At 63.5% G+C, this 26,543-nt stretch carries 20 protein-coding genes, 1 tRNA gene, 1 other RNA gene and 1 pseudogene; 7 read left to right on the forward strand and 16 right to left on the reverse strand.

Annotated elements, in window-relative coordinates:
- Nucleotides 1-93: 93 nt before the first annotated feature.
- Both dnaX and ffs read right to left on the reverse strand, forming a co-directional pair.
- Nucleotides 94-1,419: pseudogene (dnaX, locus tag PCE31106_RS24620) on the reverse strand (DNA polymerase III subunit gamma/tau); the annotation flags it as partial.
- A gap of 323 nt (nt 1,420-1,742) precedes the next feature.
- Nucleotides 1,743-1,841, reverse strand: an RNA gene (gene ffs / locus PCE31106_RS08485) — signal recognition particle sRNA small type.
- Nucleotides 1,842-2,133: 292 nt separating this feature from the next.
- Between ffs and trxA the strand changes: the two genes are divergently transcribed.
- The 3 genes from trxA to PCE31106_RS08500 all read left to right on the forward strand — a co-directional run bounded on the left by trxA (nt 2,134) and on the right by PCE31106_RS08500 (nt 5,090).
- A complete protein-coding gene (gene trxA, locus PCE31106_RS08490; protein WP_010807316.1) occupies nt 2,134-2,460 on the forward strand; it encodes a thioredoxin TrxA in 327 nt (108 codons plus the stop codon).
- A gap of 193 nt (nt 2,461-2,653) precedes the next feature.
- Nucleotides 2,654-3,916, forward strand: coding sequence for a transcription termination factor Rho (rho, locus tag PCE31106_RS08495; protein ID WP_026132103.1), 1,263 nt, complete (start codon nt 2,654-2,656; stop codon nt 3,914-3,916).
- Nucleotides 3,917-4,088: 172 nt separating this feature from the next.
- Nucleotides 4,089-5,090, forward strand: a complete 1,002-nt coding sequence (locus tag PCE31106_RS08500; RefSeq protein ID WP_150563010.1) for a tetratricopeptide repeat protein — start codon at nt 4,089-4,091, stop codon at nt 5,088-5,090.
- 199 nt (nt 5,091-5,289) lie between these two features.
- Here PCE31106_RS08500 and PCE31106_RS08505 read toward each other — a convergent pair whose 3' ends face one another.
- Entirely contained in the window at nt 5,290-6,345 is a 1,056-nt protein-coding gene (locus tag PCE31106_RS08505) for an extracellular solute-binding protein (protein WP_150563011.1), read from the reverse strand.
- Between the two features lie 597 nt (nt 6,346-6,942).
- Between PCE31106_RS08505 and PCE31106_RS08510 the strand changes: the two genes are divergently transcribed.
- On the forward strand, nt 6,943-7,893 hold the full coding sequence (locus PCE31106_RS08510; protein ID WP_017234715.1) for a patatin-like phospholipase family protein: 951 nt from the start codon (nt 6,943-6,945) through the stop codon (nt 7,891-7,893).
- Between the two features lie 138 nt (nt 7,894-8,031).
- On the opposite strand, the gene PCE31106_RS08515 is transcribed toward PCE31106_RS08510, so the two are convergent.
- From PCE31106_RS08515 to PCE31106_RS08535, 5 genes are all read right to left on the reverse strand, one after another.
- Nucleotides 8,032-8,739 carry a C40 family peptidase gene (locus PCE31106_RS08515; protein WP_150563012.1) on the reverse strand — a complete coding sequence of 236 codons (708 nt, stop codon included), beginning with the start codon at nt 8,737-8,739 and terminating at the stop codon, nt 8,032-8,034.
- Nucleotides 8,740-9,050: 311 nt separating this feature from the next.
- Nucleotides 9,051-10,646: an ABC transporter ATP-binding protein gene (locus tag PCE31106_RS08520; protein ID WP_150563013.1), complete on the reverse strand. Its 1,596-nt coding sequence runs from the start codon at nt 10,644-10,646 to the stop codon at nt 9,051-9,053.
- Complete coding sequence (locus PCE31106_RS08525) at nt 10,643-11,737, reverse strand: ABC transporter permease (RefSeq protein ID WP_150563014.1); 1,095 nt, start codon at nt 11,735-11,737, stop codon at nt 10,643-10,645. The genes PCE31106_RS08520 and PCE31106_RS08525 overlap by 4 nt, the downstream gene beginning before the upstream one ends.
- Before the next feature lies 1 nt (nt 11,738).
- The gene (locus PCE31106_RS08530) at nt 11,739-12,794 is read right to left on the reverse strand and encodes a microcin C ABC transporter permease YejB (protein WP_150563015.1); all 1,056 of its coding nucleotides are present in this window, start codon (nt 12,792-12,794) and stop codon (nt 11,739-11,741) included.
- Between the two features lie 41 nt (nt 12,795-12,835).
- Nucleotides 12,836-14,803: an extracellular solute-binding protein gene (locus PCE31106_RS08535; protein ID WP_150563016.1), complete on the reverse strand. Its 1,968-nt coding sequence runs from the start codon at nt 14,801-14,803 to the stop codon at nt 12,836-12,838.
- Between the two features lie 275 nt (nt 14,804-15,078).
- On the opposite strand from PCE31106_RS08535, the gene PCE31106_RS08540 reads away from it, so the two are divergent.
- Nucleotides 15,079-15,927: an aspartyl/asparaginyl beta-hydroxylase domain-containing protein gene (locus tag PCE31106_RS08540; RefSeq protein WP_254440954.1), complete on the forward strand. Its 849-nt coding sequence runs from the start codon at nt 15,079-15,081 to the stop codon at nt 15,925-15,927.
- 61 nt (nt 15,928-15,988) lie between these two features.
- On the opposite strand, the gene PCE31106_RS08545 is transcribed toward PCE31106_RS08540, so the two are convergent.
- The 8 genes from PCE31106_RS08545 to cysS form a co-directional block, all read right to left on the reverse strand.
- On the reverse strand, nt 15,989-17,221 hold the full coding sequence (locus tag PCE31106_RS08545; RefSeq protein ID WP_150563017.1) for an MFS transporter: 1,233 nt from the start codon (nt 17,219-17,221) through the stop codon (nt 15,989-15,991).
- A 133-nt stretch (nt 17,222-17,354) separates the two neighbouring features.
- The gene (locus PCE31106_RS08550) at nt 17,355-17,696 is read right to left on the reverse strand and encodes an FKBP-type peptidyl-prolyl cis-trans isomerase (protein WP_017234707.1); all 342 of its coding nucleotides are present in this window, start codon (nt 17,694-17,696) and stop codon (nt 17,355-17,357) included.
- Between the two features lie 121 nt (nt 17,697-17,817).
- Nucleotides 17,818-17,911, reverse strand: a tRNA-Ser gene (locus tag PCE31106_RS08555).
- A gap of 223 nt (nt 17,912-18,134) precedes the next feature.
- On the reverse strand, nt 18,135-19,385 hold the full coding sequence (locus tag PCE31106_RS08560) for an aspartate kinase (protein ID WP_017234706.1): 1,251 nt from the start codon (nt 19,383-19,385) through the stop codon (nt 18,135-18,137).
- Nucleotides 19,386-19,582: 197 nt separating this feature from the next.
- Entirely contained in the window at nt 19,583-21,097 is a 1,515-nt protein-coding gene (gene tilS / locus PCE31106_RS08565; protein ID WP_174975051.1) for a tRNA lysidine(34) synthetase TilS, read from the reverse strand.
- Nucleotides 21,098-21,146: 49 nt separating this feature from the next.
- On the reverse strand, nt 21,147-22,115 hold the full coding sequence (locus PCE31106_RS08570; protein ID WP_150563019.1) for an acetyl-CoA carboxylase carboxyltransferase subunit alpha: 969 nt from the start codon (nt 22,113-22,115) through the stop codon (nt 21,147-21,149).
- A 155-nt stretch (nt 22,116-22,270) separates the two neighbouring features.
- Entirely contained in the window at nt 22,271-23,146 is an 876-nt protein-coding gene (locus tag PCE31106_RS08575) for a DNA-3-methyladenine glycosylase family protein (RefSeq protein ID WP_174975071.1), read from the reverse strand.
- A gap of 354 nt (nt 23,147-23,500) precedes the next feature.
- On the reverse strand, nt 23,501-24,904 hold the full coding sequence (gene cysS / locus PCE31106_RS08580; protein WP_017234702.1) for a cysteine--tRNA ligase: 1,404 nt from the start codon (nt 24,902-24,904) through the stop codon (nt 23,501-23,503).
- 270 nt (nt 24,905-25,174) lie between these two features.
- Here cysS and PCE31106_RS08585 point away from each other — a divergent pair, with 270 nt between their 5' ends.
- Complete coding sequence (locus tag PCE31106_RS08585; RefSeq protein ID WP_254440956.1) at nt 25,175-25,879, forward strand: tetratricopeptide repeat protein; 705 nt, start codon at nt 25,175-25,177, stop codon at nt 25,877-25,879.
- 71 nt (nt 25,880-25,950) lie between these two features.
- Complete coding sequence (locus PCE31106_RS08590; protein ID WP_026132098.1) at nt 25,951-26,529, forward strand: peptidylprolyl isomerase; 579 nt, start codon at nt 25,951-25,953, stop codon at nt 26,527-26,529.
- The last annotated feature ends 14 nt before the right edge of the window (nt 26,530-26,543 follow it).

A 26,543-nucleotide genomic window follows, 5' to 3' on the forward strand; every position in this document is an offset into this window, starting at 1 on the left:
TTTTTTTTTTTTTTTTTTCAAGCAGAAGACGGCATACGAGATCAATCAAGGTGACTGGAGTTCAGACGTGTGCTCTTCCGATCTATCGGCCGGCGCACTGCTTCGCGCCGACGGGGCACGGCGCGCCTCGGGTTGGGCGGCCGGCGCGGCAGGCGGCGAGACCGCCGACGATGCCACGGAAGCGGCTGACGCGGGCGAAGCCGATGCTGCAGACGATGGGGACGCACGCCCCGTTTCCGCCATCGGGGTCCGCGATGGCGCGGACGCTGGGGTCACAGCCCGCGCGACACCCGCCGTCTGCGGCGTTGGCGGTTCCGCCAGCGTGCCGCCCGCGAGCAACGGCGTGAACGCCGCCATTCGCAGCAGCGCCATCGAAAAACCGGTGTATTCGTCCGGCGCAAGTCCCAGATCGCCACGCGCACGCGTGGCGATCTGGTAATACAGTTGGACGGCTTCAGGCGACAACGCCTGCGCCAGACGTCTCACGTCCGCCGCTTCCGGCCATTCGTCCGACACGGCCTGGGGGGCGTATTGCGCCAGAGCAATCTTGTGCAGCAAGCTGCCGAGATCCTGCAATCCCGCCGCAAACGAGAAACTGCGCTCGGCCATTTCGTCGGCAACGGCCAGCAGGTCGGTGCGCGATTCGTCGTTAAGGGCGTCGAGCAGACGCACGAGCACGCTCTGATCGATGGCCCCGAGCATGCCGCGTACGGCCGTCTCGGTCAGCGGACCCGCGGCATAGGCGATGGCCTGATCGGTGAGCGACAAGGCGTCGCGCATGCTGCCGCCCGCCGCCTTGGCGAGCAGACGCAACGCCTGCGTCTCGTTCTCGATGCCTTCCTCGCCGAGGATGGTCGTGAGGTGCGACACGATGTGCCCGGCCGGCATCTGCTTGAGATTGAATTGCAGGCAGCGCGAGAGCACAGTGACCGGAATCTTCTGCGGATCGGTCGTCGCCAGGATGAATTTGACGTGCGCGGGCGGTTCTTCCAGCGTCTTGAGCATCGCGTTGAACGCGTGCCCCGTCAGCATGTGCACTTCGTCGATCATGTAGACCTTGAAGCGCGCATCCGCTGGCGCGTAGACGGCTTTTTCCAGCAGCGACGTCATTTCGTCGACGCCGCGATTCGATGCCGCGTCCATTTCCACGTAGTCGACGAAACGCCCTTCGTCGATGGCCCGGCAGGCCTTGCACACGCCGCACGGCTCGGCCGTGATGCCCGTCTCGCAATTGAGCGCCTTGGCCAGAATGCGCGAGAGCGTCGTCTTGCCCACGCCACGCGTGCCGGTAAACAAGTAGGCGTGATGCAAACGCTGTTGCTCGAGCGCGTGCGTCAACGCACGCACGACATGCTCCTGGCCCACCAGGGTCGAGAAGCCTTTGGGGCGCCATTTGCGCGCGAGTACTTGATAGGTCATGCCAAATTGTAACAGTTCGGCGTTGAGCGTCCGCACCGATGTCAACGCCCAATCGGGCGTTGTCAGCCCGGGAAATCCGTCAGGCTATCGGTGCGATAGAAAAAAATGTTGCGCGATTCTACCAAGCGGCCCCGGCGCACGCGATACGCGTTGAAATAGCACCGACGGGACGCGGACGGTGACCGTCAGCGGGCATCGACGAACCACGGCGGCGCCATGTCCATTCACCATGGAAACGACCGATCGCAACGACACGCGGCATGTGAAAGCGGAGGCGGAATGTGCGCGAAATGCGCGGAGAACATCGATAAAACAAGGAGATAGGTGACGAGCCTGACCCTCGGCACTGGCAGAAAACGGTTGTGGCTGCTTCGTTCCCGACCTGACCAGATTGGCCGCGCCACCATGCGAGGAGGCCCGTCAGGAACAGATTCTACCAGAGTCGGCGTGCCAACAGAAGCCCGACGCGCGAGATTGTGGGGCGCAGGCGCTCCCAACGGCAACCTCGCGGCGCGCTCAGGCACGACGCGCAAGCGTTTGCGATTTCCGCTAAGATGAGCACAAACTGCATTGGCGAACGCTATTGAAGCACGCGATTGCAGCCTCCATATGGAGAATGCACGCCCGGGAAAGCCGGGTGACATCTCCGGCGTCGGTGAAAGCGCGCTGTTTTCACCGGACGTTTCCGAATAGTCAGACGAGGCAACAATACTCATGAGCGAACAAATCAAGCACATTTCCGACGCCAGCTTCGACGCGGACGTTTTGAATTCCGACAAGCCGGTGCTTCTCGACTTCTGGGCGGAATGGTGCGGTCCGTGCAAGATGATCGCCCCGATCCTGGAAGACGTGGCCAAGGAATACGGCGACAAGGTGCAAATCGCCAAGATGAACGTGGACGACAATCAGGCCACGCCGGCCAAGTTCGGCATCCGCGGCATCCCCACCCTGATCCTGTTCAAGAACGGCGCCGTCGCTGGCCAGAAGGTCGGCGCCCTTGCGAAGGGTCAACTGACCGCCTTCCTCGACCAGCATCTGTAATCCCCCGCCAATGACGGCAGGTGCCGGGGCCTTTGTCGCCGCAGTGCGACAGCCCGGCGCCGGACAAGCGGTGCGGTGCTTGCGCGCGGCGCTGCTTGCTATATAATCCGGCAACAAGCATCTCAAAGTTCTTCGAGCGTTCGCTCACTTTTCCCTGATCCCTCACTTGTCGTCCGTCGGACGGCACCTCCGTATGCATTTATCCGAACTAAAGTCCCAGCACGTCTCCGAACTGCTTGAAATGGCGAACGGTCTCGATATCGAGAACGCAAACCGCCTTCGCAAGCAGGAGCTGATGTTCGCCATTCTGAAGAAGCGCGCAAAGACCGGCGAAACCATCTACGGCGACGGTACGCTCGAGGTGCTGCCGGATGGCTTCGGTTTCCTGCGCTCGCCCGAGACGTCGTATCTGGCCAGCACGGACGATATCTATATCAGCCCGTCGCAGATCCGCCGCTTCAACCTGCATACCGGCGACACGATCGAAGGGGAAGTGCGTACGCCGAAGGACGGCGAGCGCTACTTCGCGCTGGTGAAGGTCGACAAGGTCAACGACCATCCGCCCGAGGCCTCGAAACATAAGATCATGTTCGAGAACCTCACGCCGCTGCACCCGAACAAGCCGCTGCTGCTCGAGCGCGACATTCGCGGTGAAGAGAACGTGACGGGCCGCATCATCGACATGATTGCGCCGATCGGCAAGGGCCAGCGCGGTCTGCTCGTGGCCTCGCCGAAGTCGGGCAAGACCGTGATGCTGCAGCACATCGCTCACGCGATTGCCACCAACCATCCGGAAGCCAAGCTTTTCGTGCTGCTCATCGACGAGCGCCCGGAAGAAGTGACGGAAATGCAGCGTTCGGTGAAAGGCGAAGTGGTCGCTTCGACATTCGACGAGCCGGCCACGCGTCACGTGCAGGTCGCCGAAATGGTGATCGAGAAGGCCAAGCGCCTGATCGAAATGAAACAGGACGTGATCATTCTGCTCGACTCGATCACGCGTCTGGCCCGCGCTTACAACACCGTGATCCCGGCCTCGGGCAAGGTGCTCACCGGCGGTGTGGATGCCAACGCGCTGCAGCGCCCGAAGCGTTTCTTCGGCGCCGCGCGTAACGTCGAAGAAGGCGGCTCGCTCACGATTATCGCCACCGCGCTGATCGAGACCGGCAGCCGCATGGACGACGTGATCTACGAAGAATTCAAGGGCACGGGCAACATGGAAGTGCACCTTGAGCGCCGTCTCGCGGAAAAGCGCGTCTACCCGGCCATCAACCTGAACAAGTCGGGCACGCGTCGCGAAGAGTTGCTCATCAAGCCGGAAATCCTGCAAAAGATCTGGGTGCTGCGCAAGCTCATCTACGACATGGATGAGGCTGAAGCCATGGAATTCCTGCTTGGCAAGATCAAGCAGACGAAGAACAACGCCGAGTTCTTCGACCTGATGCGCCGCGGCGGCTGATTTCGCCCCCTGCGCGTCATGAGAGAAAGCCGCGACCCGCGTGTCGCGGCTTTTTCATTGCGCCACCCCGCCGCTGCGCGGGCTGTCACGATGACTGTTATATGATGGAACGGCACCGCGCACCGGCCGCCAACATACGTTCCCCAACGCGGTTCCCGAAGGAGAGATTGCAATGTCCGAGCAAGACGATTTGATGGCGGAAGCCTTTGCCCACCTCGAAGCCGGTGACCCCGAGTCGGCGTTGGAGATCGGCAAGCGGCTCGAGTCGATGCAGTACTCGGGCGCCTATGAGGTGCAGGCAATGGCCTACGCCGATATGGACGACATGGAACAGGCCGTCACCATTCTGGAAGCCGGTGTCGCGCATGCGCCGGGCGTCTGGCTGCTCTGGCAACTGCTCGGCAACTACCGCTCCGATCTGGGGCGCTTCCCGGCCGCCATCGAGGCATATGAGGCAGCGGGCAATTGCGCGCCGGACGAAGACGTCGTCATCGTCGACTTCAATCACGCCAACGCCCTCACCCGCCACGGCGATTTCACGTCGGCACAAACGCGTCTCGACCGTGTGCTTGAGAGCCCGCACCTCGCACAGGCCGGACGTGCCTTCATCGAAAACGCCATTGCACTGCGCATGCACCTGTTCAACGCCCAAGGCGAGCCGAAGGCCGCCATTGCAACCTACGAATCGCTGCACCAGCACGCGCGTGACGACGAAGGCAGCAACGTGGCCATGGCTGACGTGCTCGCCGAGCTATCACTCGCGTACAAGCAGTCAGGCGATAACGATAAGGCGCTCGCGTCGGCGCTGGAGGCCGTGCAGCTCTACAAGTGGAGCGACACGGCCCTGTGGGCCCTGCGTGCCGCACGCGACGCGCAATCGGATGTGGCCCACGTGATGCATCTGATCGTGGAAGGGCAATGGTACGAGCCTCTGGAGGATGAGGATCCCGATGGCCCGCCGCCCGCGTTCGTCACCACCTACGACGTGGTGGCCGAAGATGAAGCCGAAGCCCTGCGTCTGGTCGCGGAATGCGAGCCGCCGCAAGTGCGCGACTCGCTGCGTATCGCCGAGACGCATCCGGTCGATCACGACGAGGAGTCGCCTATGCCCTACAAGGGAGTGTATGCCACGGGCGACTACCATATGTATCAGCCGGGCGATGATATCGACTGAGCGCACTGCCAAGCGCATCGCCTGAGCCCACGGATCCCGCGGGTCGATCCACTGAATCGACCGGATTGTCGGGCATCGCTCAGGTCATCAGCGACCGTTAGCGACAAAGGGCACCGGGATTTCCCGGTGCCCTTTGTCGATTGACAGCATCCACGCCGATGATCGCGGGGGCATCGCGCCCCCGCGATCAGGCGTCGGTTTATTTATAGCCCGCTCGATCGAGAATACGCTGCGCTTCCGGCAGGCTTTTCGCGATGGTGCCGATGGGCACGTCTTCCGCCTTGAATGAGCCCAGCGCGGCGAGTGCGGGGTTGTCGACGCGAGTCGTCGGCACGGCGGGCCACTCGTTGTTGCCGTTCGCGAAGTACCGCTGCGCGTCGTCGCTCGCGAGATATTCCAGGAACTTCACGGCGTTGGCATGGTTCGGTGCATGCTTGGCAATGCCCGCCCCCGCCACATTCACGTGGGTGCCCTTGCCCGCCTGATCCGGCCAGATCAACCCCACCTTGGCCATCAGCGCTTTGTCCTCAGGCTTCTCCGAACGCGCCATGCGCACGTAATAGTAAGAGTTCGCGAGCGCCACGCTGCACTCCCCTGTCGCCACCGCCTTGATCTGGTCGGTATCTCCCCCGCGCGGTGCACGCGCAAAGTTCGCCACCATGCCTTCGGCCCATTTCTGCGTCGCCGGCGCGCCTTCACGCGCGATCAGCGCGCCCACCAGCGAGAGCATGTACGGATGCGAGCCCGACCGGGTGCAGACTTGCCCCTTGTGCGACGGGTCGGCCAGCGAGGTGTAGGTCTGCACCGTCTTCGGGTCGACCTTGTCCTTGTTGTAGACGATCACACGCGCCCGCGTCGAAAAGCCGTACCAGTCCGTGCCGGCCGTCGTGCTCGCGGCATGCAGCTTGGCTGGAATGCGCGCATCGAGCGTCGTCGACCGGGTCGGCTGGAACAGCCCTGCCTCGTCGGCCTTCGCCAGACGCGCCGCGTCGACCATCAGAATGACGTCCGCCGGACTCTTCGCCCCCTCGCTCTTCAACCGCTCCAGTAGCGCCGCGTCGTCCGCTTCGATCCGATTGATCTTGATGCCGGTCTGTCGTGTGAACTCACCGAAAAGCTGTTCGTCGGTCTGGTAATGACGCGCCGAATACAGGTTCAGCACGCCACCGGTGTCGGCCTGCGCGCCGAGTGTCGCGCCCATCAACGTGCCGAGTACCGTCAGTCGCGCCAGTTTGCCGATCGTCTTCGCCTTCATGGGCCATTCCCCCGCTGTCGTGGTTTCGTAGAGAGGAACAGGATAATGAATGATGCCCAATATTGCAAATGATTCCCATTATCATTAATTCACATCTTCATTATGGGAACCGTGCAGGGGGATGCGCGGAGGGGCGGTGGTGCGGTCGGCGAATCGCCAAGGCCGCCGCGCCTGCGGAGCAGAAGGCACCCGAACTTGGCGCGCTCCGTCGGTTGCGGCTGATAAGACGAAGCACCCCGTCAAAGGTTCCGGTCAGGTGCGCGCCTCTCGACGATGTCTTCGAAAAGTGAACCGAATTGCGCCCGGGCGGCTCCAACCGCCGTAAAATTGCGCGTCGACGCGCGCCAGTCGCCTGCCATCCCCCTCTGATCGAAGGCGCCACGCGCGTTTGTCCTGCCCTGCCGGAGTTTCCCTTTGTTGTCGTCGATTCGAAAACTACGCCGCCCTGTCACACCGACAGCCCACGGCGCCCCCGCCCTTGCGCGGCCCCACTCGCACTCGCTTTTGCTTCCTCTTTTGCGTCCCTTCCTGCCCTTCCTCGCCAGCGCGCGCGTCCCGCTCGCCGCCTCACCCCGCAAGGCCTTGAGCGCACTCGCCATGGCCGCCGTGTTGGCCGGGTGCGCGAGCGCGCCGGGGGGCAATGCGCCCGTGACCTCTGCCGACAGCACGTCGTCGACCGCGCAGACACCGACGGTACCCGCCACCCCGGCGGCGCCGCCGAAGGTGGTCCGGCCGCTGAAGATCGGGCTTGCGCTCGGCGGCGGCGCAGCGCGCGGGTTCGCGCATGTGGGCGTCATCAAGGCGCTGGAGGCCCGTGGCATACACGCGGACATCGTGGTCGGCACCAGTGCGGGGAGCGTCGTCGGCGCGATGTACGCCTCCGGCCTGAACGGCTTCCAGCTCAACCGCCTGGCGTCGACGATGGATGAAGCATCCATCAGCGACTGGACGATGCCATTCCGCTCTCGCGGCATGCTGCGCGGCGAAGCCCTGCAGTCCTACGTCAACAAGATCCTCAAGGATCGCCCGATCGAGCAGATGCCGCGCCAGTTGGGCATCGTGGCCACCGACTTGCAGAGCGGCGCACCGATCCTGTTCCGCCGCGGCAATACCGGACAGGCCGTACGCGCATCGAGCAGCGTGCCAGGCGTGTTCGAGCCCGTGCATATCGGCACGCGCGATTATGTCGATGGCGGTCTGGTCGCGCCGGTGCCCGCCGAATACGCCCGCCAGATGGGGGCCGACTTCGTGATTGCCGTCGACATTTCGGCCAACCCGACCGCACAGGCCACGCAAGGCCAGTTCGACATCCTCATGCAGACGTTCACGATCATGGGGCAGTCGATCAAGCAGTACGAGTTGGAGAAGAATGCGGACGTGGTGATTCGTCCGTCGCTGGCAAAGATGGGGGCCTCGGACTTCCAGGGCCGCAATCGCGCCATCCTGGCTGGCGAAGAAGCGGTTGCCGCGATGTGGCCGCAGATCCAGCGCAAGCTGGCCGAAGCGCAGACGGACGCCACGCGCGGCATGCCGCAAGCCTCGCGCTGAGCGAAGCCGCACCGGGCGCGCCAAGCGCTCTGGCGAGCGCCGTAATCCCCCCCCTGAAATACGAAATGCCGCCCACTGGGCGGCATTTCGTTTTGTTGTCTCGTCTAGATATCCGCCAACGCCGCGGACCTCAAACGCTTACATCGGGTGGTCGTTCTTGAAGAGCTGCTCGACGCGCGTCAGTTCCGCGCTGGCCTTGAGCGTTTCGACACGGCGGGCGCCGTTGTAGCGGGCCGACCAGTATGACTCGCGCAGGTCCTCCACACGAATCTTGCCGCCGGTGGCCGGGGCATGCACGAACTTGTCGCCGCCAATATAGATGCCGACGTGCGAGAAACTTCTACGCATCGTATTGAAGAACACCAGATCGCCCGGCTTCAGATCGGTCTTGGCGATACGCTCGCCCACCTGGCTCATTTCTTCCGCGCGGCGCGGCAGCATGAAGTTGAGCGTGTCCTGGAACACGTAACGCACGAAGCCGCTGCAATCCAGACCGCTGTCCGGCGTATTGCCACCGTACTTGTAGCGCACGCCGATGTAGTTCAACGCACCCAGCACCACGTCCGAGGCCTTGTCCGTCACGTTCGAGAGCAGCTTCTGCGCACGTTGCACACGCGATTCTTCGACAGGCGCTTGCGGCACATCAGATGCCGCGGCAGTGGTCGCCGCGCTCTGGGCAGCGCTGAAACTACCGCCGGCCTGAAGGGTGGCAGCGGCCGCTCGGGCGGCGGCGGTCGGGCCGTTGTTGTAGTCGTCGGCCTGCGCCGACAACGAGGCGGTAACGAGGCCAGCGGCAGTGAACGCGAGAAGGAGTGTCTTGCGGATGCGCGGAGGGATCGTCTGCATTAGTCGCCGGGTTGAGTGTGTCGGATGGCCGATGAGTAGCTCGTCAGGTGCAACAGGATGCTGCCGTGTCGAACGCCTTCGAGTTACGCCCGGCTGACCCACCGCCGAACCTGTCGTCTTGGCTGACTGTTAACTCGTTGAATATTCAACTTAATTGGTACGCGATAGTAATGTGAACGTCACATGATGTCAAAAGGTAATAGAAAAAAACAATCAGTGCAATCGGAAAATTTTCATTAGCAATCAAGCCCTTGCGATTTAGCCGATGTTCCGCGACGTTGCATGATATTTCACCGGGGCGTCATGAGGCCCTACCCCATGGCCGCCGCGATCAGCGTTCTCGTGTAATCGTTTTGCGGATCGAAAAATACCGACTCCGTGTCCCCCTGCTCGACCAGTCGCCCGTCCTTGAAGACCAGAACACGATGTGCCATCGCACGCATGACGGCCAGATCGTGACTGATGAAGAGGTAGCTCAGGTTGTACTTGATCTGCAACTGCGCGAGCAAATGGAGCACTTGCTGTTGAATGGACACGTCGAGCGCGCTGGTCGGTTCGTCAAGCACGATCACCTGCGGATCGACCACGAGCGCGCGCGCAATCGCAATGCGCTGACGTTGACCGCCCGAGAACTCGTGCGGATAGCGCGACATGGCACGCGCATCGATTCCCACCTCGCGCAACACGTCCGCCACACGGGCTCGTCGCTCGTCTTCCGTCTGTTGCGGCCGATGCAGCGCGAGCCCCTCGCCCACGATCTCTTCGATCGTCATGCGCGGCGACAACGAGCCGAACGGGTCCTGGAACACGATCTGCATGCGAGAGCGCAGCGTGCGCTGCGCCTTGCCACGATAGGCGGCGAGCGGCTCGCCCTGGAATTCGACCTGCCCGGCACTCGTGCGCTGAAGTCCCAGCAACGCCATCGCGAGCGTCGATTTGCCGGAGCCCGACTCGCCCACCACGCCTAACGTCTCGCCCTGGCGCAATGCCAGATCGACCGGATGCACCGCGCGGAATCGTCCACGTTGAAACCAGCCGCGCATGCCGGGCTGCGAGGTCGGGTAGTCGACCGCGATCCCGCGCGCCTCGAGCAACACCGGCGCAATGGGCAACACCGGATGAATCTCCCGCTGCGGACGACTATCGAGCAGCTTGCGCGTGTACGGATGTTGCGGATCGGTGAAGAGCGTCTCGGTGTCCGCACATTCGACGAGAACGCCTTTCTCCATCACCGCGACGCGTTGCGCGAAACGCCGCACCAGATTCAGATCGTGCGTGATGAGCAGCACCGCCATGCCACGCGTCTCGGCGGCTTCGCGTTGCAGCGCCAGCAACAGTTCAACGATCTGGGCACGAATGGTGACGTCGAGCGCCGTGGTCGGCTCGTCGGCCAGCAGCAACTTGGGCCGGCACGCGAGCGCCATGGCGATCATGGCACGCTGGCGTTGCCCGCCTGACAGCTCGTGCGGGAAGTGCGACACACGGCGCTCTGGCTCGGGAATGCCCGTGCGGCGCAGCAGCTCCACCGCGCGCGCCTTCGCCTCCTTGGCAAACAGCCCTTCGTGCAGCTCAAGCGCCTCGGCAATCTGCTCGCCGATCGAATAAAGCGGATTGAGCGCGGTCATCGGCTCCTGAAAGATCATGGCGACGTCGTTACCGCGGATACCTCGCATCTCGCGCTCGCTCATGCCGGCCAGGTCGACGCCGTCGAGCATGATCCGTCCCTGTACCTGCGCGTCCTGCAGCAGGCGCAGGATGGCCAATGCCGTCACGCTCTTGCCGGAGCCCGACTCGCCGACCAGCGCGACGCGCTCGCCCCGCCCAATGGCAAGACTCACGTCCTTCACGGCTTCGGTGTCGCCGAAGTACACCGACAGGTTTTCGATACTGAGTAGCGGCGCGCTCACATTGCCCCCCCGGCGGCGGCCTGCTTGTCCGCGACACGCGTGTCGAGCGCATTGCGCAAGGCGTCGCCCATGAACGTGAGCAGCAACAGCGTAAGCACGAGCACCACGAACGTGGCCAGCGAAATCCACCATGCATCGAGATTCGCCTTGCCTTGATTGAGCAACTCGCCCAGGCTGGGCGTCGGCGGCGGCACGCCGAGGCCCAGGAAGTCGAGACTCGTCAGCGCAAGAATCGCGCCGCTCATGCGGAACGGCAGGAACGTGATGACCGGCGTCATGCTGTTGGGCAGCACGTGACGCCGGATGATCTGCCAGTTCGAGAGTCCCATCGCCCGCGCAGCGCGAACGTAATCGAGCTGACGATTGCGCAGGAACTCGGCGCGCACGTAGTCGGACAAGCCGATCCAGCCGAACAGCGAGAGCAGCACGAAAAGCAGCCACAGATGAGGCTCGAAGATCGACGCAAAAATGATGAGCAGGTACAACTCCGGCAACGAGCCCCAGATTTCGATCAGGCGCTGCAGCGTCAGGTCGATGCGCCCGCCGTAGAAACCCTGTACGGCGCCGGCCAGCACCCCGAGCAGCGTGCCGGAGACCGTCAGCGCCAGCGCGAAGATCACCGACAACCGGAACCCATAGAGCAACCGTGAGAACACGTCTCTGCCGCGATCGTCCGTGCCCAGCCAGTTCTCCGACGACGGCGGCGCAGGATTGGGCGTGGTCGAGAAATAGTTGATGGTGTCGTAGTGGTAGCGCACCGGCGGATAGATCGCAAAGTTATCGCCCGCGCGGATACGTTTCTCGATGAACGGGTCGAGGTAATCGGTCGGCGTCGGAAAATCGCCGCCGAAGGTCAACTCGGGATAGGTCTCCACGAGCGGGAAATACCAGTGCCCTTCGTAGCGAACGACCCACGGCTTGTCGTTGGCGATCACCTCGGCAAAGAGACTGATGCCGAACAACACGATGAACACGACGAGACTCCAATACCCCAGTCGCTGGTTGCGAAAGCGCCGCCAGACACGCCAACGCGGCGAACGCGATGGGCCGAACGACGATGGGCGTGGCGATGGCGTGGCGGATCGGGTCACGTCAGTGCTCCAGTCGATCGAATTGAATACGCGGGTCGACCAGGACGTAGCACAGGTCGGAGATGAGCTTGGTCACCAGGCCAATGAGCGTGAACAGATACAACGAGCCGAGCACGACCGGATAGTCGCGCCGCTGCACCGATTCGTACGAGAGACGCCCCAGCCCATCGAGCGAGAACAGCGTCTCGATCAGCAGGCTGCCCGCGAAGAACGCGCCAATGAAGGCCGACGGGAAACCGGTGATCAGCGGAATCAACGCGTTGCGGAAGATATGCTTGAACAGCACTTTGCGCTCGGAGAGTCCCTTGGCGCGCGCGGTGAGCACGTACTGGCGGCGAATTTCGTCGAGGAACGCGTTCTTCGTGAGCATCGTGACGACCGCGAAACTCCCCACGACCGACGCCGTCACCGGCAGCGTGATGTGCCACAGGTAGTCGGTGATCTTCGCCGGCCACGATAAATCGCTCCAGTTATCGGAGACGAGTTCGCGCAACGGGAACAACTGCCAGAACGTGCCGCCGCCGAAGAGCACCAGCAGCAACACCCCGAGCACGAAGCCCGGGATCGCGTAGCCGACGAGCACCACCAGACTCGTGAGCGTGTCGAATCGGGAACCGTTGCGCACCGCCTTGGCGATACCCAACGGCACCGATATCAGGTATGTGAGGAAAAACGTCCACAGGCCCAGGGAGATCGATACGGGCAACTTCGAGACGATCAGCGACCACACGCTCTGGTGATGGAAGTAACTCTGGCCGAGATCGAATTTCGCGAAGCGCTTGAGCATGAGCCAGTAACGCTGCGCCGGCGTCTTGTCGAACCCGTACAACGCCTTGATCTGGGCCAGTTGTTGCGGGTCGATGCCGCGCCGTCCGCGATAGTCGCTCGCGGTGCCGCCACCGCTCGCTTCCCCGCCGCCACCGCGCCCCTTGAGTTCGAGCATGACCTGCTCGACCGGACCGCCGGGCACAAATTGGATGACCACGAAGGTCAGCGTGATCACACCGAGCAGCGTCGGGATCATGATCAGCAGGCGTTTGAGAATGTAGGACCACATGGTTGGGGGCAGCTCCTGTCGGTTCCTGACTCGGTGACGTGCTATCGGGACGCGGCAGACGCCGGGGACGGCGCAACGGACATCGACGCCCCCGGCGTCGCCGCCTGCGTCTGCCCCACACGCGAATCCCACCACGTCGACACGAGCCAGCCTTCGGCGGTGTAGTACTTCGGCAACTTGTCCGGGAAGTGCAGATATTGCTTGTAGGCCATGCGGTGCGTTGACGAGAACCAGTGCGGCACGATGTAGTAGCCATGCATCAGCACGCGGTCGAGCGCGCGCGCCGCGGCCACGAGGTCGTCGTAGGTATGCGCACGCACGAGATCGGCCATGAGCGCATCGACGGCCGGATCCTTCAGACCGATGGCGTTATCGGAGCCTTCCACGTCGGCCGAGTGGCTGCCAAAGCGGTCGAGCAATTCGGTGCCGGGAATCTGCGAGTCGGGATAGCGCAGCGAAATCATGTCGAAGTCGAACGCCTCCAGACGCTTCTGATACAACGCGAAGTCGCTCGTGCGAAAGTTCAGCGTAATACCCAGCTTGGCGAGGTTGCGGGCGTAAGCCGAGGCAACCGGCCCCATCGCACCGCCATCGTCGAGAAACTCGAAGACGAACGGCTCGCCTTTCGCGTTACGCAATGCACCGTCGCGATAGGTCCAGCCGGCCTGCGCCAGCAGCTCGCGCGCCTGGCGCAGGTTCTCACGCAGACTGGCGGGCGGGGTCGTCGTCGGCTGCACGACCATCGGCCCGAACACGGCCGGATCGAGCGATTTGCGCAGCGGTTCGAGCAGCTTGCGCTCCGCTTCGCTCGGCAGGCCACGCGCGGCGAGATCGCTGTTGGTGAAATAGCTGTCGATGCGCTGATACTGGTTGTAGAACAGTTGACGGTTAAGCCACTGATAATCGAGCGCAAGATCCAGCGCCCGGCGCACGCGCACATCGCGAAATTTGTCGCGTCGCAGGTTCAGGATGAAGCCCTGCATGCCCGCCGTGTTGTGATGCGCGAACTCGCGCTTGATCAGTTCGCCATCGCGAAAGCGCTTCCCCACATAGCTGCGCACCCAGCTTCTCGCACGGTATTCGGTAATGGCGTCGAACTCGCCCGCCTTGAAGCCTTCGAGCCGCACGATGTCATCGGAGTACAGCTTGTAGACGATGCGCTCGAAGTTATAGGTACCGCGTCGCACGGGCAACGCGTTGCCCCAGTACTCCGGGTTGCGCCGGAAGGTGATGCGCCTTCCGCCGTCATACGACTCGATGAGATACGGACCACTGGCGATGGGCGTCTCGAACGTCAGCGCGTCGAAGGCCTTGCGCTTGCCGTTCGCGCCGGCCCCCCACTTGGGCGAAAACACCGGCACCGTTGCCACGAGCAGCGGCAGGTCGGGACTCACGCGACGGAAGTCGAAGCGCACACGACGCGCGTCGAGCACGCTCACACTTTTCACGTCCGCGAACATCACCTTGAAGCCCGGCGAGGCCTGCGGGCTCATCAGCGTATCGAACGAATACTTGACGTCTTGCGCCGTCACCGCGTCGCCGTTGTTGAAGCGTGCGGCCGGATTGAGGTGGAACGTGACTGACGCGCCATCGGGGGCCACCGCGATGTCGTCGGCGAGCAGGCCGTAGACGGTGGCAGGTTCGTCGGCGCTGCCAATGCCGAGCGTCTCGAACATGAGGCCGAGCACGCCCGGGGCCGACGTGCCGCGCAGCGTGAATGGATTGAACTTGTCGAAGCTGGTGCGGCGGTCGGGGTTCGCCAGCGTCAGCGTGCCGCCACGCGGCGCATCGGGATTGACGTAGTCGAAGTGTGTGAACCCTTGCGGATACTTCGGTTCGCCGTATTGGGCAATGGCGTACTTCGCCTGCGCCGACGGCGCCAGCAACAGTGCGACGGCGAGCGCCGGAACGAGGGTGGGAACGACGGTCAGCACGCGGACCAGAGAAGTCACGAAGCGACTGAGCGAGCCGCGTGTTGTGTATGGGTGCCGTGAAGTGGGCGCTTTCATGCGTCTCCTGTGTTGGTCGGCCAGCACCAGCCTGCCGGGGCCCGGACGCATCCAGCCCCCTCCCCTTCGCCCCGCCACCGTGTTTGGCGACGTGGCATAACGGCGCGTAACATCTCGTCATGGCGCATCCCTGTGCCGTCACGCACAATTCCCGCACGAGGCTTGGCGACATGGCCGGACCGCGCGACAATTGTACCCAAAAGCCCGGCGGTTACCGCACTGAAAGACACAATCTCGCCGGCCCGGTTCCCCTGTTTCCGCCCTGGAGGCCGACGTTGAGTGCTACACGATCGCCCGCGCAGAACCCCAACCGTACCCTGCCTCGCTGGCTCGCCCGATTTTTCTTTCAATGCGTGGAAGCGGCGCAACGTCGTATTGCGCGTGGGTCATTGGTCGGCGACCGACCCATTTTCGACAACGCGCAGTTCCCGTGGGTCGAAGCCCTCGAAGCGCAGGCGCCGGCCATCGCCGCGGAACTCGACGCCGTCCTCGCCACGCCCGGGCGTTTGCCGGCGTTTCACGAAATCTCGCCCGACGTCGCCACCATCACGCAGGATCACCAGTGGCAGACCTTCGTGTTTCTCGGCTACGGCATGCGCGCCGAGCGCAATCTCGCGCGCTGCCCGGCCACCGCGGCCGCCCTCGACGGCATTCCCGGGTTGCGCACCGCGTTCTTCTCGATCCTCGCGCCGGGCAAGCAGATCCCGCTGCATCGAGGTCCTTACAACGGGGTGCTGCGCCTGCATCTTGCACTGAAGGTGCCGCGCGAGCGGGAGCACTGCTGGATCGAAGTCGACGCTCAGCGTTACGCCTGGCAAGCGAACCGCGCCGTGATCTTCGACGACGCCTATCCCCATCAGGTGCACAACGATACGCCCGAGACACGCGTGGTGCTGTTCGTCGACTTCGAGCGTCCATGCAAAGTCCCGGTATCGTGGCTCAACAAGTTGCTGCTGGCCTTCGCGCCGCTCACGCCGGAGTTGCAGCAGGCGAAGGCAAATCACGAACAGTGGGAGCGCGATTATTACGCGGCGCCCGCGCCGGCCGCCAACCCGGCAACGCCCCCTGAGAATGCGGACTCGCCGACCACGAAGGCCGTGGCCGACGACCACGCACACGGCTGACGCGACGCATAAAAAAAACGCCAGCGACGTTTTCGCTGGCGTTTCAGTGGGGTAGCCGGACCTACGAAGGCCGGCCGGGCTGCGCGAGCGCGTCCTGCGCGGGCGGTGGGACGAAGTTCGCCGCAAGCACCGCGACCAGCGCCGCCGCCATCATCGCGCCGATGCCGAGCGCGGCATCGCCGAAGTGGAGGTACGCCACCTTCATCGTCTCGATCACGGCTACGGCCACAACGATGGTGATCATGCTGAGCATGCCGGCCACCGTCGCACGATTGGGACTCTCGACAGCGAACAACGACTGCCGATACACGACTCCGTAACACAGGCCCATGCCGAACGCATGCAACGACGTGCCAACGAGCAGGGCCGGATAGCCCGGCGCTAGAATCGCCGTACCGATGAGCGACACCGCCGCGCCAATCAGCATCGCCGCCACGCCCGTCGCCAGCAATCGGCCATTCGACCAGCGCCCGACCTGACGCGCGAGCAACACATTGCCGAGAATCAGCGCCGCGAAGACCGGCACTTGCAGCAACGCGTATTGCATCTGCGACAAACCGGCGCGCTCGATCAGGAACACCGGGCCGAGGGCGATCCATGTCAGCAGCGGCGTGATGGCAAGCCCCGTGAGCACGGCACCGCGCCAGAACCGCGCGCTCGAGAGCGGCAGCTTGTAGCCCGTCCAGAGCTGCTTCGCGTTCAGCGCCGTGCGGTCATGGCGCGACAGTTCCGGCATGGTGCGATACAGCCCCACGAACGAAAACACCGCCACGATGGCGATGAGCCAGAAGATGCTGCGCCATGGCCAGTACGACACCACGGCCGCACCCGCGAGCGGACCGAACAACGGCGAGAGCAGCGAAACGTTCGCCATGAGCGCCATCACGCGCACCGCCGTCTTCTCGTCGAACGCTTCGTGCACGGTCGGATAGCCCACCGTCAGCACGAAGCAGCACCCCATGCCCTGGAGGAAGCGCAGCGCAATGAACTGCGGCATCGTCTGCACGTAGTGCGTGGCCAGACAGGCGACGATGAACATCACGAGACCGCCGAGCAGCACGCGACGGCGTCCGAAGCGATCGGCGAGCGGTCCGAGCAGCCATTGCAGGCTGGCGTTGCCGAGCATGGCCGCAGTGAGCGCCAGCGTGGTCATGTCCGCCGACGCCCCGAATTCGCGCGTGACCATCGGCATGCCGGGCATGATCATGTCATTCGAGATATAGACGGCAAACTCGAAGAGCACGAGCGAGAACGGAAACCAGAATCGGGAAACAGACAGGGTGGGGTGAGACACCTAAAGAAGGCTCCTTTGTACAGCCATCGCGCATGGCGAAGGCCCACGTAAAAAGACAACACCCCCGGTACCTGCGAGGCACCGGGGGTGTCGTTTGCATCGATGATGCCGCTTGGTGACGGCTTTCGATCGCTCAGACGTCCAGAAGTTCGACCTCGAAGACCAGCGTGGCGTTGGGCGGAATCACACCGCCGGCACCGCGTGCGCCATAGCCCAGTTCTGGCGGAATGACCAGCTTGCGCTTGCCGCCGACCTTCATGCCGGCAACGCCTTCATCCCAGCCGCGAATGACCATGCCACCGCCGAGCACGAAGGCGAACGGGTCGTTGCGGTCCTTGCTGGAATCGAATTTCTTGCCGTCGGTCAGCCAGCCCGTGTAGTGCACGGTGACGGTCTGACCCGGCGTGGCTTCGGCGCCATCGCCCACTTGCAGATCGTCGTATTGCAGGCCGGAATCGGTAGTGATGATCGACATCGTTGTCCTCGCTCGAAACAGAAAGAGTATCGACGCGCGAGGTATCGCCAACGCGCGAACTCGGGAAAGAAAAAACCCCCGGCTCTCCGCGAAGAGCCGGGGGTGTTCCGCCAAGGCGACTTGGCGGAGACGGAGGGATTCGAACCCTCGATCCAGGTTTTGGCCCAGATGCTCCCTTAGCAGGGGAGTGCCTTCGACCTCTCGGCCACGTCTCCCAAACTTGCCGTCACATCAGGGAGGTGATGTAACGAAGGCGTGATATTACCTACTGTTCGCGATGTCGTCAAACATTATGCGCATCGAAAACCAACAAAATTTGCGCATGTGTCATGCCTTCGACACGCTTGGGGAACATTCCCCGCACTGCCGCGCGAAAATCGCGCGTCGCGCCGCATGCCTCTTGCGCGCATGCGGCACACCGGGTGCCGTCAACGACGCTCAGGCCTGGTCGAGTTCGAACGCCTTGTGCAGCGCGCGCACGGCCAGTTCCATGTACTTCTCGTCGATCAGCACGGAGATCTTGATTTCGGACGTCGAGATCAACTGAATGTTGATGCCCTCTTCCGACAGCGTGCGGAACGCCTTGCTGGCGATACCGACGTGCGAGCGCATGCCCACGCCCACGATCGACACCTTCGAGACCTTCGGGTCGCCCACGACTTCGGCGGCACCGATGTGGCCCTGCACATCCTTTTGCAGCAGCGTCATGGCGCGCTGGTAGTCGCCGCGCGGCACGGTGAACGTGAAGTCGGTCTTCCCCTCGATGCTCAGGTTCTGGATGATCATGTCGACATCGATGTTCGCGTCGGCGATCGGACCGAGGATCTGGTAGGCGATGCCCGGACGATCCGGCACGCCGCGCACAGTGATCTTGGCCTCGTCGCGCTGGAATGCGATACCCGAGATGATGGCCTTTTCCATTTGTTCGTCTTCCTCAAAAGTAATCAGCGTGCCCGAGCGCGCTTCTTCGTCGAGCGCGATCATCGGGTCGGTCAAGCTCGAGAGCACGCGCGTCTTGACCTGGTACTTGCCGGCAAATTCCACCGAGCGGATCTGCAGCACCTTCGAGCCGAGACTGGCCATTTCCAGCATCTCTTCGAAGGTGACCTTGTCGAGGCGACGCGCGTCGTCGACCACGCGCGGGTCGGTCGTGTACACGCCATCGACGTCGGTGTAGATCAGGCACTCATCGGCCTTGAGCGCAGCGGCCACCGCCACCGCCGAGGTGTCCGAGCCACCGCGACCCAGCGTGGTCACGTTGCCGTTCGGATCGATCCCCTGGAAACCCGTGATGACGACCACGCGGCCGGCATTGAGATCGGCCATCACGCGCGTATCGTCGATCTCCGAAATGCGGGCTTTGGTGAAGGCGCTGTCGGTCTTGATCGGTACTTGCCAGCCGGCATAGCTCACGGCATCGACGCCCGCTTCCTTGAGCGCCATCGCCAGCAGGCCAACGCTCACTTGCTCGCCCGTGGCGGCAATGGCGTCGAGTTCGCGCGGATCGGGATGGGCCGAAATCTCCTTGGCCAACCCCAGCAGACGATTGGTCTCGCCAGACATGGCCGACGGCACCACCACCATCTTGTAACCGGCCTTGTGCCACTTGGCCACGCGCTTGGCGACATTCTTGATGCGCTCCACCGAGCCCATCGACGTGCCGCCGTATTTGTGTACGATCAGAGCCATAACATTGCTAACACATTGATTTGAAACCGTTTATGAATCACGCACGGAGACCCGCCGAAGGGTATCGGTAGCGTTTCGATTCGCGGAACTTTTGATTATCGCACGAATGTATCGCGCCTGAGCCAGTCTGGCGCAGATTGCACTGCCCAGGACGCAGCGCGCCGCATTCGACAGCAGATTGTGCTGTTTTCGGTCGCTTACGCTTCGTCGCGCCACATCATCCGCCAGCGCGCACCGCGATACTCACCGGTTTGTGCCGCCCCGTCGATCCCCAGGCGCGGCACGAACACGATGTCGCGTCCCTGCCAGACGATCGGCACATGACGCAACCACGCCGCGACGCCGCGGCTTTGATACCAGTGCTTCAGCGAACGCGAATGACCCTGCGCGTGTTCGCGCCATCGCTCCCCACCTGCGCGCGCCCTCGCCACGAGCGGCCGCGCGCGTAGCAAGCGCTCGTCGATGGATGCCTCGCCCCCCTCGTCCGCCTCGCCCTCGGCGACCGGCACGAACACAATGCTTCCCTGCCATTGCGGCAACGACCATTCGCGCTCGCCCGACCATCGCAATACGACATCGGAGGCCCCTTCGTCGTGGTGGGCCGCGTCGTACGCCGCGGTCCATTGCAAGGCGTCGCGATACAGACGCAAGACCGCGCCGCCATGCGGCAATTCGAGCGATGCGTCGTCGTGCGCGTCGCGAATCTGTCGCACCCATTCGTCCAGCCGCGCTTCGGGCGGCATCGCCAATCCGCGACGCGCCGCCCAATACCGCAGAAGGTTCGCCAGTCGTGGCGTGTCCAGCGCTTGCAATCGACTGCGCTGCAAACACTCGTCGCCAGACGCCTGGATCACGCAGGCCATGTCGAAATCCGTCTGCGCGAGCTGATCAAGCAGCGATTGCGCTTGCGCGGCATGACGCGCAAACCGCGCCAATGTTTCCCGATACGCAGGCACGTGGGCCGCGATGGCGGGCATGACATCGTGACGCAGTGCGTTGCGCAAGTAGTGGCGATCGTCGTTCGACGGATCCTCGACCCACGACAGCGAGCGCGCCCTTGCATACGCCAGCAACGTCTCACGCGAGACGTCGAGCAACGGCCGCAGCAGCCGTGCACGACTCGGCTCGCCTGCCGCGACCGGCAACACCCCCTCCACGCCCATTGCCGCCACGCCGGGCAACCCCGCACCGCGCAGCATCTGCAACAGCACGGTCTCGGCCTGATCGTTCGCGTGGTGAGCGCTCAACAGCCAGCCCACGCCATGTGCGTCGCAGCACGCCGCCAGCGCTTGATAGCGCGCCGCACGTGCCGCGCCCTCGATGCCCTGCCGGGCGTCGCGCTGCACACTCACCCGTTGCGCCTCGAACCCAAAACCGCGCAGACGCGCCTCGCGCTCGCACGCGGCGAGCCACGCGTCGGCGTGCGTGGACAGTCCGTGATGGATGTGGATGGCCAGCGGTGGTGCGATCGCCTCGCCCGCGTCTCGACGCGCCTGAACCCAATGCGCCAGCGCATCGAGCAGCACCATCGAGTCGAGTCCGCCGCTCAGCGCGACGGCCAGAGGCGGGGTGCTGTGGGAGGGAGGGGCTGACGCGAGGTGAGGCGTCGCGTGCGTCGCCAGGGCGAGGCGCAGCGCGACCTCCACATGGACAACTGCCGCGTCGCTTCGGGCAGAAGCGCACGCGGCAGCGGAAGCATCGTGATGAGGCATGGGATCAGGTGTCATCGCCACCACGGGCGACGACGCCGTGGCAGGCGCGTTACTTCGCGACCGCTTCCTTGTACTTGCCATAGCTCATCAGGCGCTCGAAGCGGCGCTCGAGCAGTTCCTTGTGGCTGTTGCCCTGGAACTGGCGCAGCGAATCGGCCAGCGCACGCTTGAGCATGCCGGCCATACCGAGCGGGTCGCGATGCGCGCCGCCCAGCGGTTCGTTGATGATCTTGTCGATCAGGCCCAGCGCCTTGAGGCGGTGCGCCGTCAGACCCAGCGCCTCGGCCGCCTCGGGTGCCTTGGCCGCGCTCTTCCACAGGATCGACGCGCAACCTTCCGGCGAAATCACCGAATACGTCGAGAACTGCAGCATCATGACCGTGTCGGCAACCGCCACGGCGAGTGCGCCGCCCGAGCCGCCCTCACCGATGATCGTGGTGATGATCGGCGTCTTGAGTTCGGCCATGACGAACAGGTTGTGACCGATGGCTTCGGACTGGCCACGCTCTTCGGCGTCGATGCCCGGGTAGGCGCCCGGCGTGTCGACGAACGTGAAGATCGGCAGACCGAATTTCTCGGCGAGCTTCATCAGGCGCATGGCCTTGCGATAGCCCTCGGGACGCGGCATGCCGAAGTTGCGCAGCGCACGCTCCTTCGTGTCGCGCCCCTTCTGATGACCGATCACCATGCAGGCCTGGCCGTTGAAACGCGCCATGCCCCCCACGATGGCCAGATCGTCCGCGAAGGAGCGATCGCCATGCAGTTCATGGAAATCGGTAAAGATGTCGCGAACGTAGTCGAGCGTGTACGGCCGCTGCGGATGACGCGAAATTTGCGAAACCTGCCACGGCGACAGGTTCGTATAGATGTCCTTGGTGAGCTGCTGGCTCTTCTTCGAGAGGCGCTCGATCTCTTCGGAAATGTCGACGGCTGAATCGTCTTGCACGAAGCGCAGCTCTTCAATCTTCGCTTCGAGTTCGGCGATGGGCTGTTCAAAATCCAAAAAGGTGTTCTTCATCAGGCTTCCCCCGGAAATGCGGCAGCGTATTGTACCGCCGGCAACGTCTACCCGGTCGAGATAGACAACTTTCATTGCCACTCAATCCATAATAGACGTCAATAATGACTGGATGCGATGGGATGGACGCGGATTATACGTCTTTGACTGAACTTTCAGTATTCGACGGGCACCGGTTCGAGGCTTCTCCACATATACCAGGTGGCGACGGAGCGCCACGGCTCCCAATTGGCGGCCACTTCACGCGCTTCGCTGCGTGTGACGGGCTCCCCGCTGAAATAATTGACGCTGATGGCGTTGATCAGCCCGACATCGTCGAGCGGCAGGACGTCGGGGCGCAACAGGTTGAACATCAGGAACATTTCGGCGGTCCAGCGACCGATGCCGCGAATGCCGGTCAACTCCGCAATGACCGCCTCGTCGTCCATGCTGGCCCAGGCGTCGACGTGTAGCGCGCCGGATTTGAAGTGCGTTGCCAGGTCGAGAATGTACTCGGCCTTGCGGCGCGACAGCCCGCAACCGGCGAGCGCATCGTGCCCTACCTTGATGAACTGCGCTGGCGTGAGCTTCGGACAGGTGGCCTGCACGCGATCCCACACGGCCTGCGCGGCCTTCACCGAAATCTGCTGACCGACGATCGAGCGCGCCAGCGTAACGAACGGCTCGCCGCGCCCGGTCAGATGGGCCGGCCCAAATTGAGGGATCAACTTCTTGAGAATACGGTCGCGCTTCATGAGATCGGCGCAGGCCTGATCCCAGTAGAGCGGGCGCGTCGCCCCCGCCGCGACCGGTAGCGGCACCACGCCTGTCACGACCTGCTCGACGATGTCGTGGTCGATGCGCTCGATCTCGGGCGTCACGATACGCGTCTCGCCATCGCGCTTGGCGATGACCCGGCGCGCGTCGTCGGGCGTCGACGGCGCGGCCTTCACCGGCGCCTTGCGCGCGACCTTCGTTCCTGCCTTCGGTGCGGCCTTTCTTGCGACCTTGTCGGTGACCGGCCCTGCAGCCTTTTCCGCGCTTTTTTGCACGCGCTTTTGTACGCGCTTTTCTACGCCCTTCTCTGCGACTTTTCTGGCGACCTTTTGCGCAACCTGCTTTGCGGCTTTTTGCGCCGGCGGCGGCGCGGCCTTGCGGGCGGCGCCGGCCTGCGTTGCCTTCGCCGCCGAGCTACCCGTCGCGGTCTTGCGACCCGACTTGACGTTCGTCGTCGCGCGCTTGCCAGCCGCCTTGGCCGGCGCACGGCGTTCGCCATCGTCGGTCGGCGCGACCGATCTGGTGGCCTTCACGGCCCCCTTCGCGCCCTTCGCTGCGGCAGTTTTGGTCGCCACCTTAGCGGCCACGGAGTTACGAGTCACCATGAAATTTGCCTCGATGCGTCGCGCTCAGGCACGACGCCATTCGGTGGCGCCTCCGGGACGGTCTTCCAGCACGATCCCTTCGGCCAGCAGTTCGGCGCGAATACGATCGGCCTCGGCGAAATTGCGTTCGCGCTTGGCTTGCGCACGGGCTTCGATGCGCGCCTCGACCGACGTGCGCAAGGCGTCGTCGTCGCCCGCCGAGTCGCTCCCCGCCGCCCCTTGCAGGAACGATTGCGGATCGCGGCCAAGCAGGCCAAGCGTAGCGGCGAGCCCCTGCAACTGACGCACGAGCACCGGATCGCGCTGCTTGTTGATTTCTCCAGCGAGATCGAACAGCACGGCGATCGCCACGGCCGTATTGAAGTCGTCGTTCATCGCCGCGGCGAAACGCTGCGCGAACGGCTCGTTCCAGTCGAGTGGCGCGCCGTCGCCCGTCGCATCCTTGAGCGCCGTATACAGTCGCGTCAGACCGCCGCGCGCGTCGTCGAGATGCGCATCGCTGTAATTGAGCGGGCTGCGGTATTGCGCGCGCAGAATGAAAAAGCGCACGACTTCCGCGTCGAACTTCGCGAGCACTTCGCGAATCGTGAAGAAGTTGCCAAGCGACTTGGACATCTTCTCGTTATCCACACGCACGAAACCGTTGTGCATCCAGTAGTTCACGAACGTTTCGCCCGTCGCGCCCTCGCTCTGGGCGATTTCGTTCTCGTGGTGCGGGAACTGCAGATCCGCCCCGCCGCCGTGAAGATCGAAGTGATTGCCGAGCAACTGGCAGCTCATCGCCGAGCACTCGATGTGCCAGCCCGGACGGCCCGCGCCCCACGGCGAGGCCCACTTCGACTCGTCGGGCTCCGTCTCCTTGGCGCGCTTCCACAGCACGAAATCGAGCGGATCCTGCTTCGCGGCATTGGCGGCAACCCGCTCGCCAGCGCGCAGATCTTCGATGGACTTGCCCGAGAGTTGTCCGTAGCTGGCGAACTTGCGCACGGCATAATTCACGTCGCCGTCGTCGGCCTGATAGGCGTAACCGTTGCGTTGCAGCGTGCCGATCATGTCGACCATCTGTGGAATGAAGTCGGTGGCACGCGGCTCGTGATCGGGACGCTGCACGCCAAGCGCATCGGCATCTTCGTGCATGGCGGCAATGAAGCGCGTCGTCAATTCGCGCATCGTTTCACCGTTCTCGACGGCACGCTTGATGATCTTGTCGTCGATATCGGTAATGTTGCGCACGTAGGTCACGCGGTACCCGAGCGTTCGCAGCCAACGTTGCACCATATCGAACACCACCATGACGCGCGCATGGCCGATGTGACAGTAGTCGTACACCGTCATCCCGCAGACATACATGCGGACTTCGCCGGGAACGAGAGATACGAACGGCTGTTTGTCTCGCGCGAGCGAGTTGTAGACACGCAGTGAATCCATAGATAAGCGCTTGACCGGGCGGCACCAGCGCCGGGCGCTGCGACGATGTCTCCGGCGCCATCACACACGACGTGACGGGGGCGACATCGCGAGGCGGGCTGCGCGCCGTGCGGTAGAAAAAACGAACCTGCGAACCGTATCCACCGCCATAACAATAAATGGCGCGGGCCGGGCGCAGGTGTTTTGTTAGAATGCGGCCGAGTATAGCATCTCTTGCGCACCTCTCAGGTATCCCAAGCACCCACTATGACGCAACGAAGCCGGTCACTTTTGTCTCCCGCAACGCGCCTGCTCCGCGCACACCGCCCGGTCGCCGCTGCCGCTCGCAGCGCCCGCGCGCTGGCGCTTGCCGGCGTTACCCTCGGCCTCGCGGGCACGTTGTTCTCGCTCCCCGCCGGGGCACAGGCCATCATCGATCCGCCGCCGCCCGCACCGCTGCAAACACCGCAGCAGGCCAGCGAGTCGGCCATCGACAAACTGGTCGCCGCAGGCAAGTTCAACGACGCGCTCGCGAAAGCCGACGAACACCTCAAGCAATATCCGCGCGACGCGCAGGTGCGCTTCACACGCGGGCGCGTGCTCATGGAAATGGGCCGCAACGCCGAAGCCATCGACGCCTTCACCGCGCTCACGCAAGACTTCCCGGAACTGCCCGAGCCGTTCAACAACCTCGCGGCGCTCTACGCGCAGGTCGGTGAGTACGACAAGGCACGCGCCGCCCTCGAGAGCGCGATTCGCAATAACCCGAGTTTCGCCGTGGCGTACGCGAATCTCGGCGACATCTACGCCAAGCTCGCGCAGCAGGCGTATCAGAAATCGCTCAAGCTCGCACCGACCGCGCGCGTGTCGAACCGCGAAAAAATCCTGTCCAACATGCTCGCCCCGCAGCGCGCCGCGCCCGTGAGCCAGACCCCGTCAGCGCCCAAGACTGGCGACGACGCCGCGCTCAAGAACGTCGGCAAGTCGGGCAACTGAACCCCGCCCCCGTCGTCCCACGAATCGATCCCTCATTGCCTACGGAGACATGCATGAATTTTCCGAATCGCCTGCGTCGCGCGCTGCTCGGCGGCGCACTCGCTGCGGCCGCCCTGTCGGGGACGAGCCTGAGTGCGTTCGCGCAGGACGTCCAGCCGCAAGTGCTGTTCAAAACGTCGGCCGGCAACTTCGTCGTCGAACTCAACCCGAAGGCCGCCCCGAAAACGGTCGAGAACTTCCTTCAGTACGTCAACAGCGGTTTCTATAACGGCACGATCTTCCATCGCGTGATTGGCAACTTCATGATCCAGGGCGGCGGTTTCACGCCGGAGATGAATGAAAAGCCCACGCGCGCGCCGATCCCCATCGAATCGCAGAACGGCCTGAAGAACGTGACCGGCGCCATCGCGATGGCCCGGACGTCGAACCCGAACTCCGCGACCGCGCAATTCTTCATCAATGTGAAGGATAATGCGTCACTGGACTACCCCAACCCGGACGGCTACGGCTACGCGGTCTTCGGCAAGGTGGTATCCGGCATGGATACCGTCGAGAAAATCAAGGGCGTTGCCACGACCCGCAAGGGCATGTACCAAGACGTGCCGGCCACGCCCGTCGTGATCGAATCGGCCAGCGTCGTCAAGCGCTGACATTCTCCGGCCCA

The sequence above is a fragment of the Pandoraea cepalis genome, from assembly GCF_902459665.1.
GTDB lineage: Bacteria > Pseudomonadota > Gammaproteobacteria > Burkholderiales > Burkholderiaceae > Pandoraea > Pandoraea cepalis.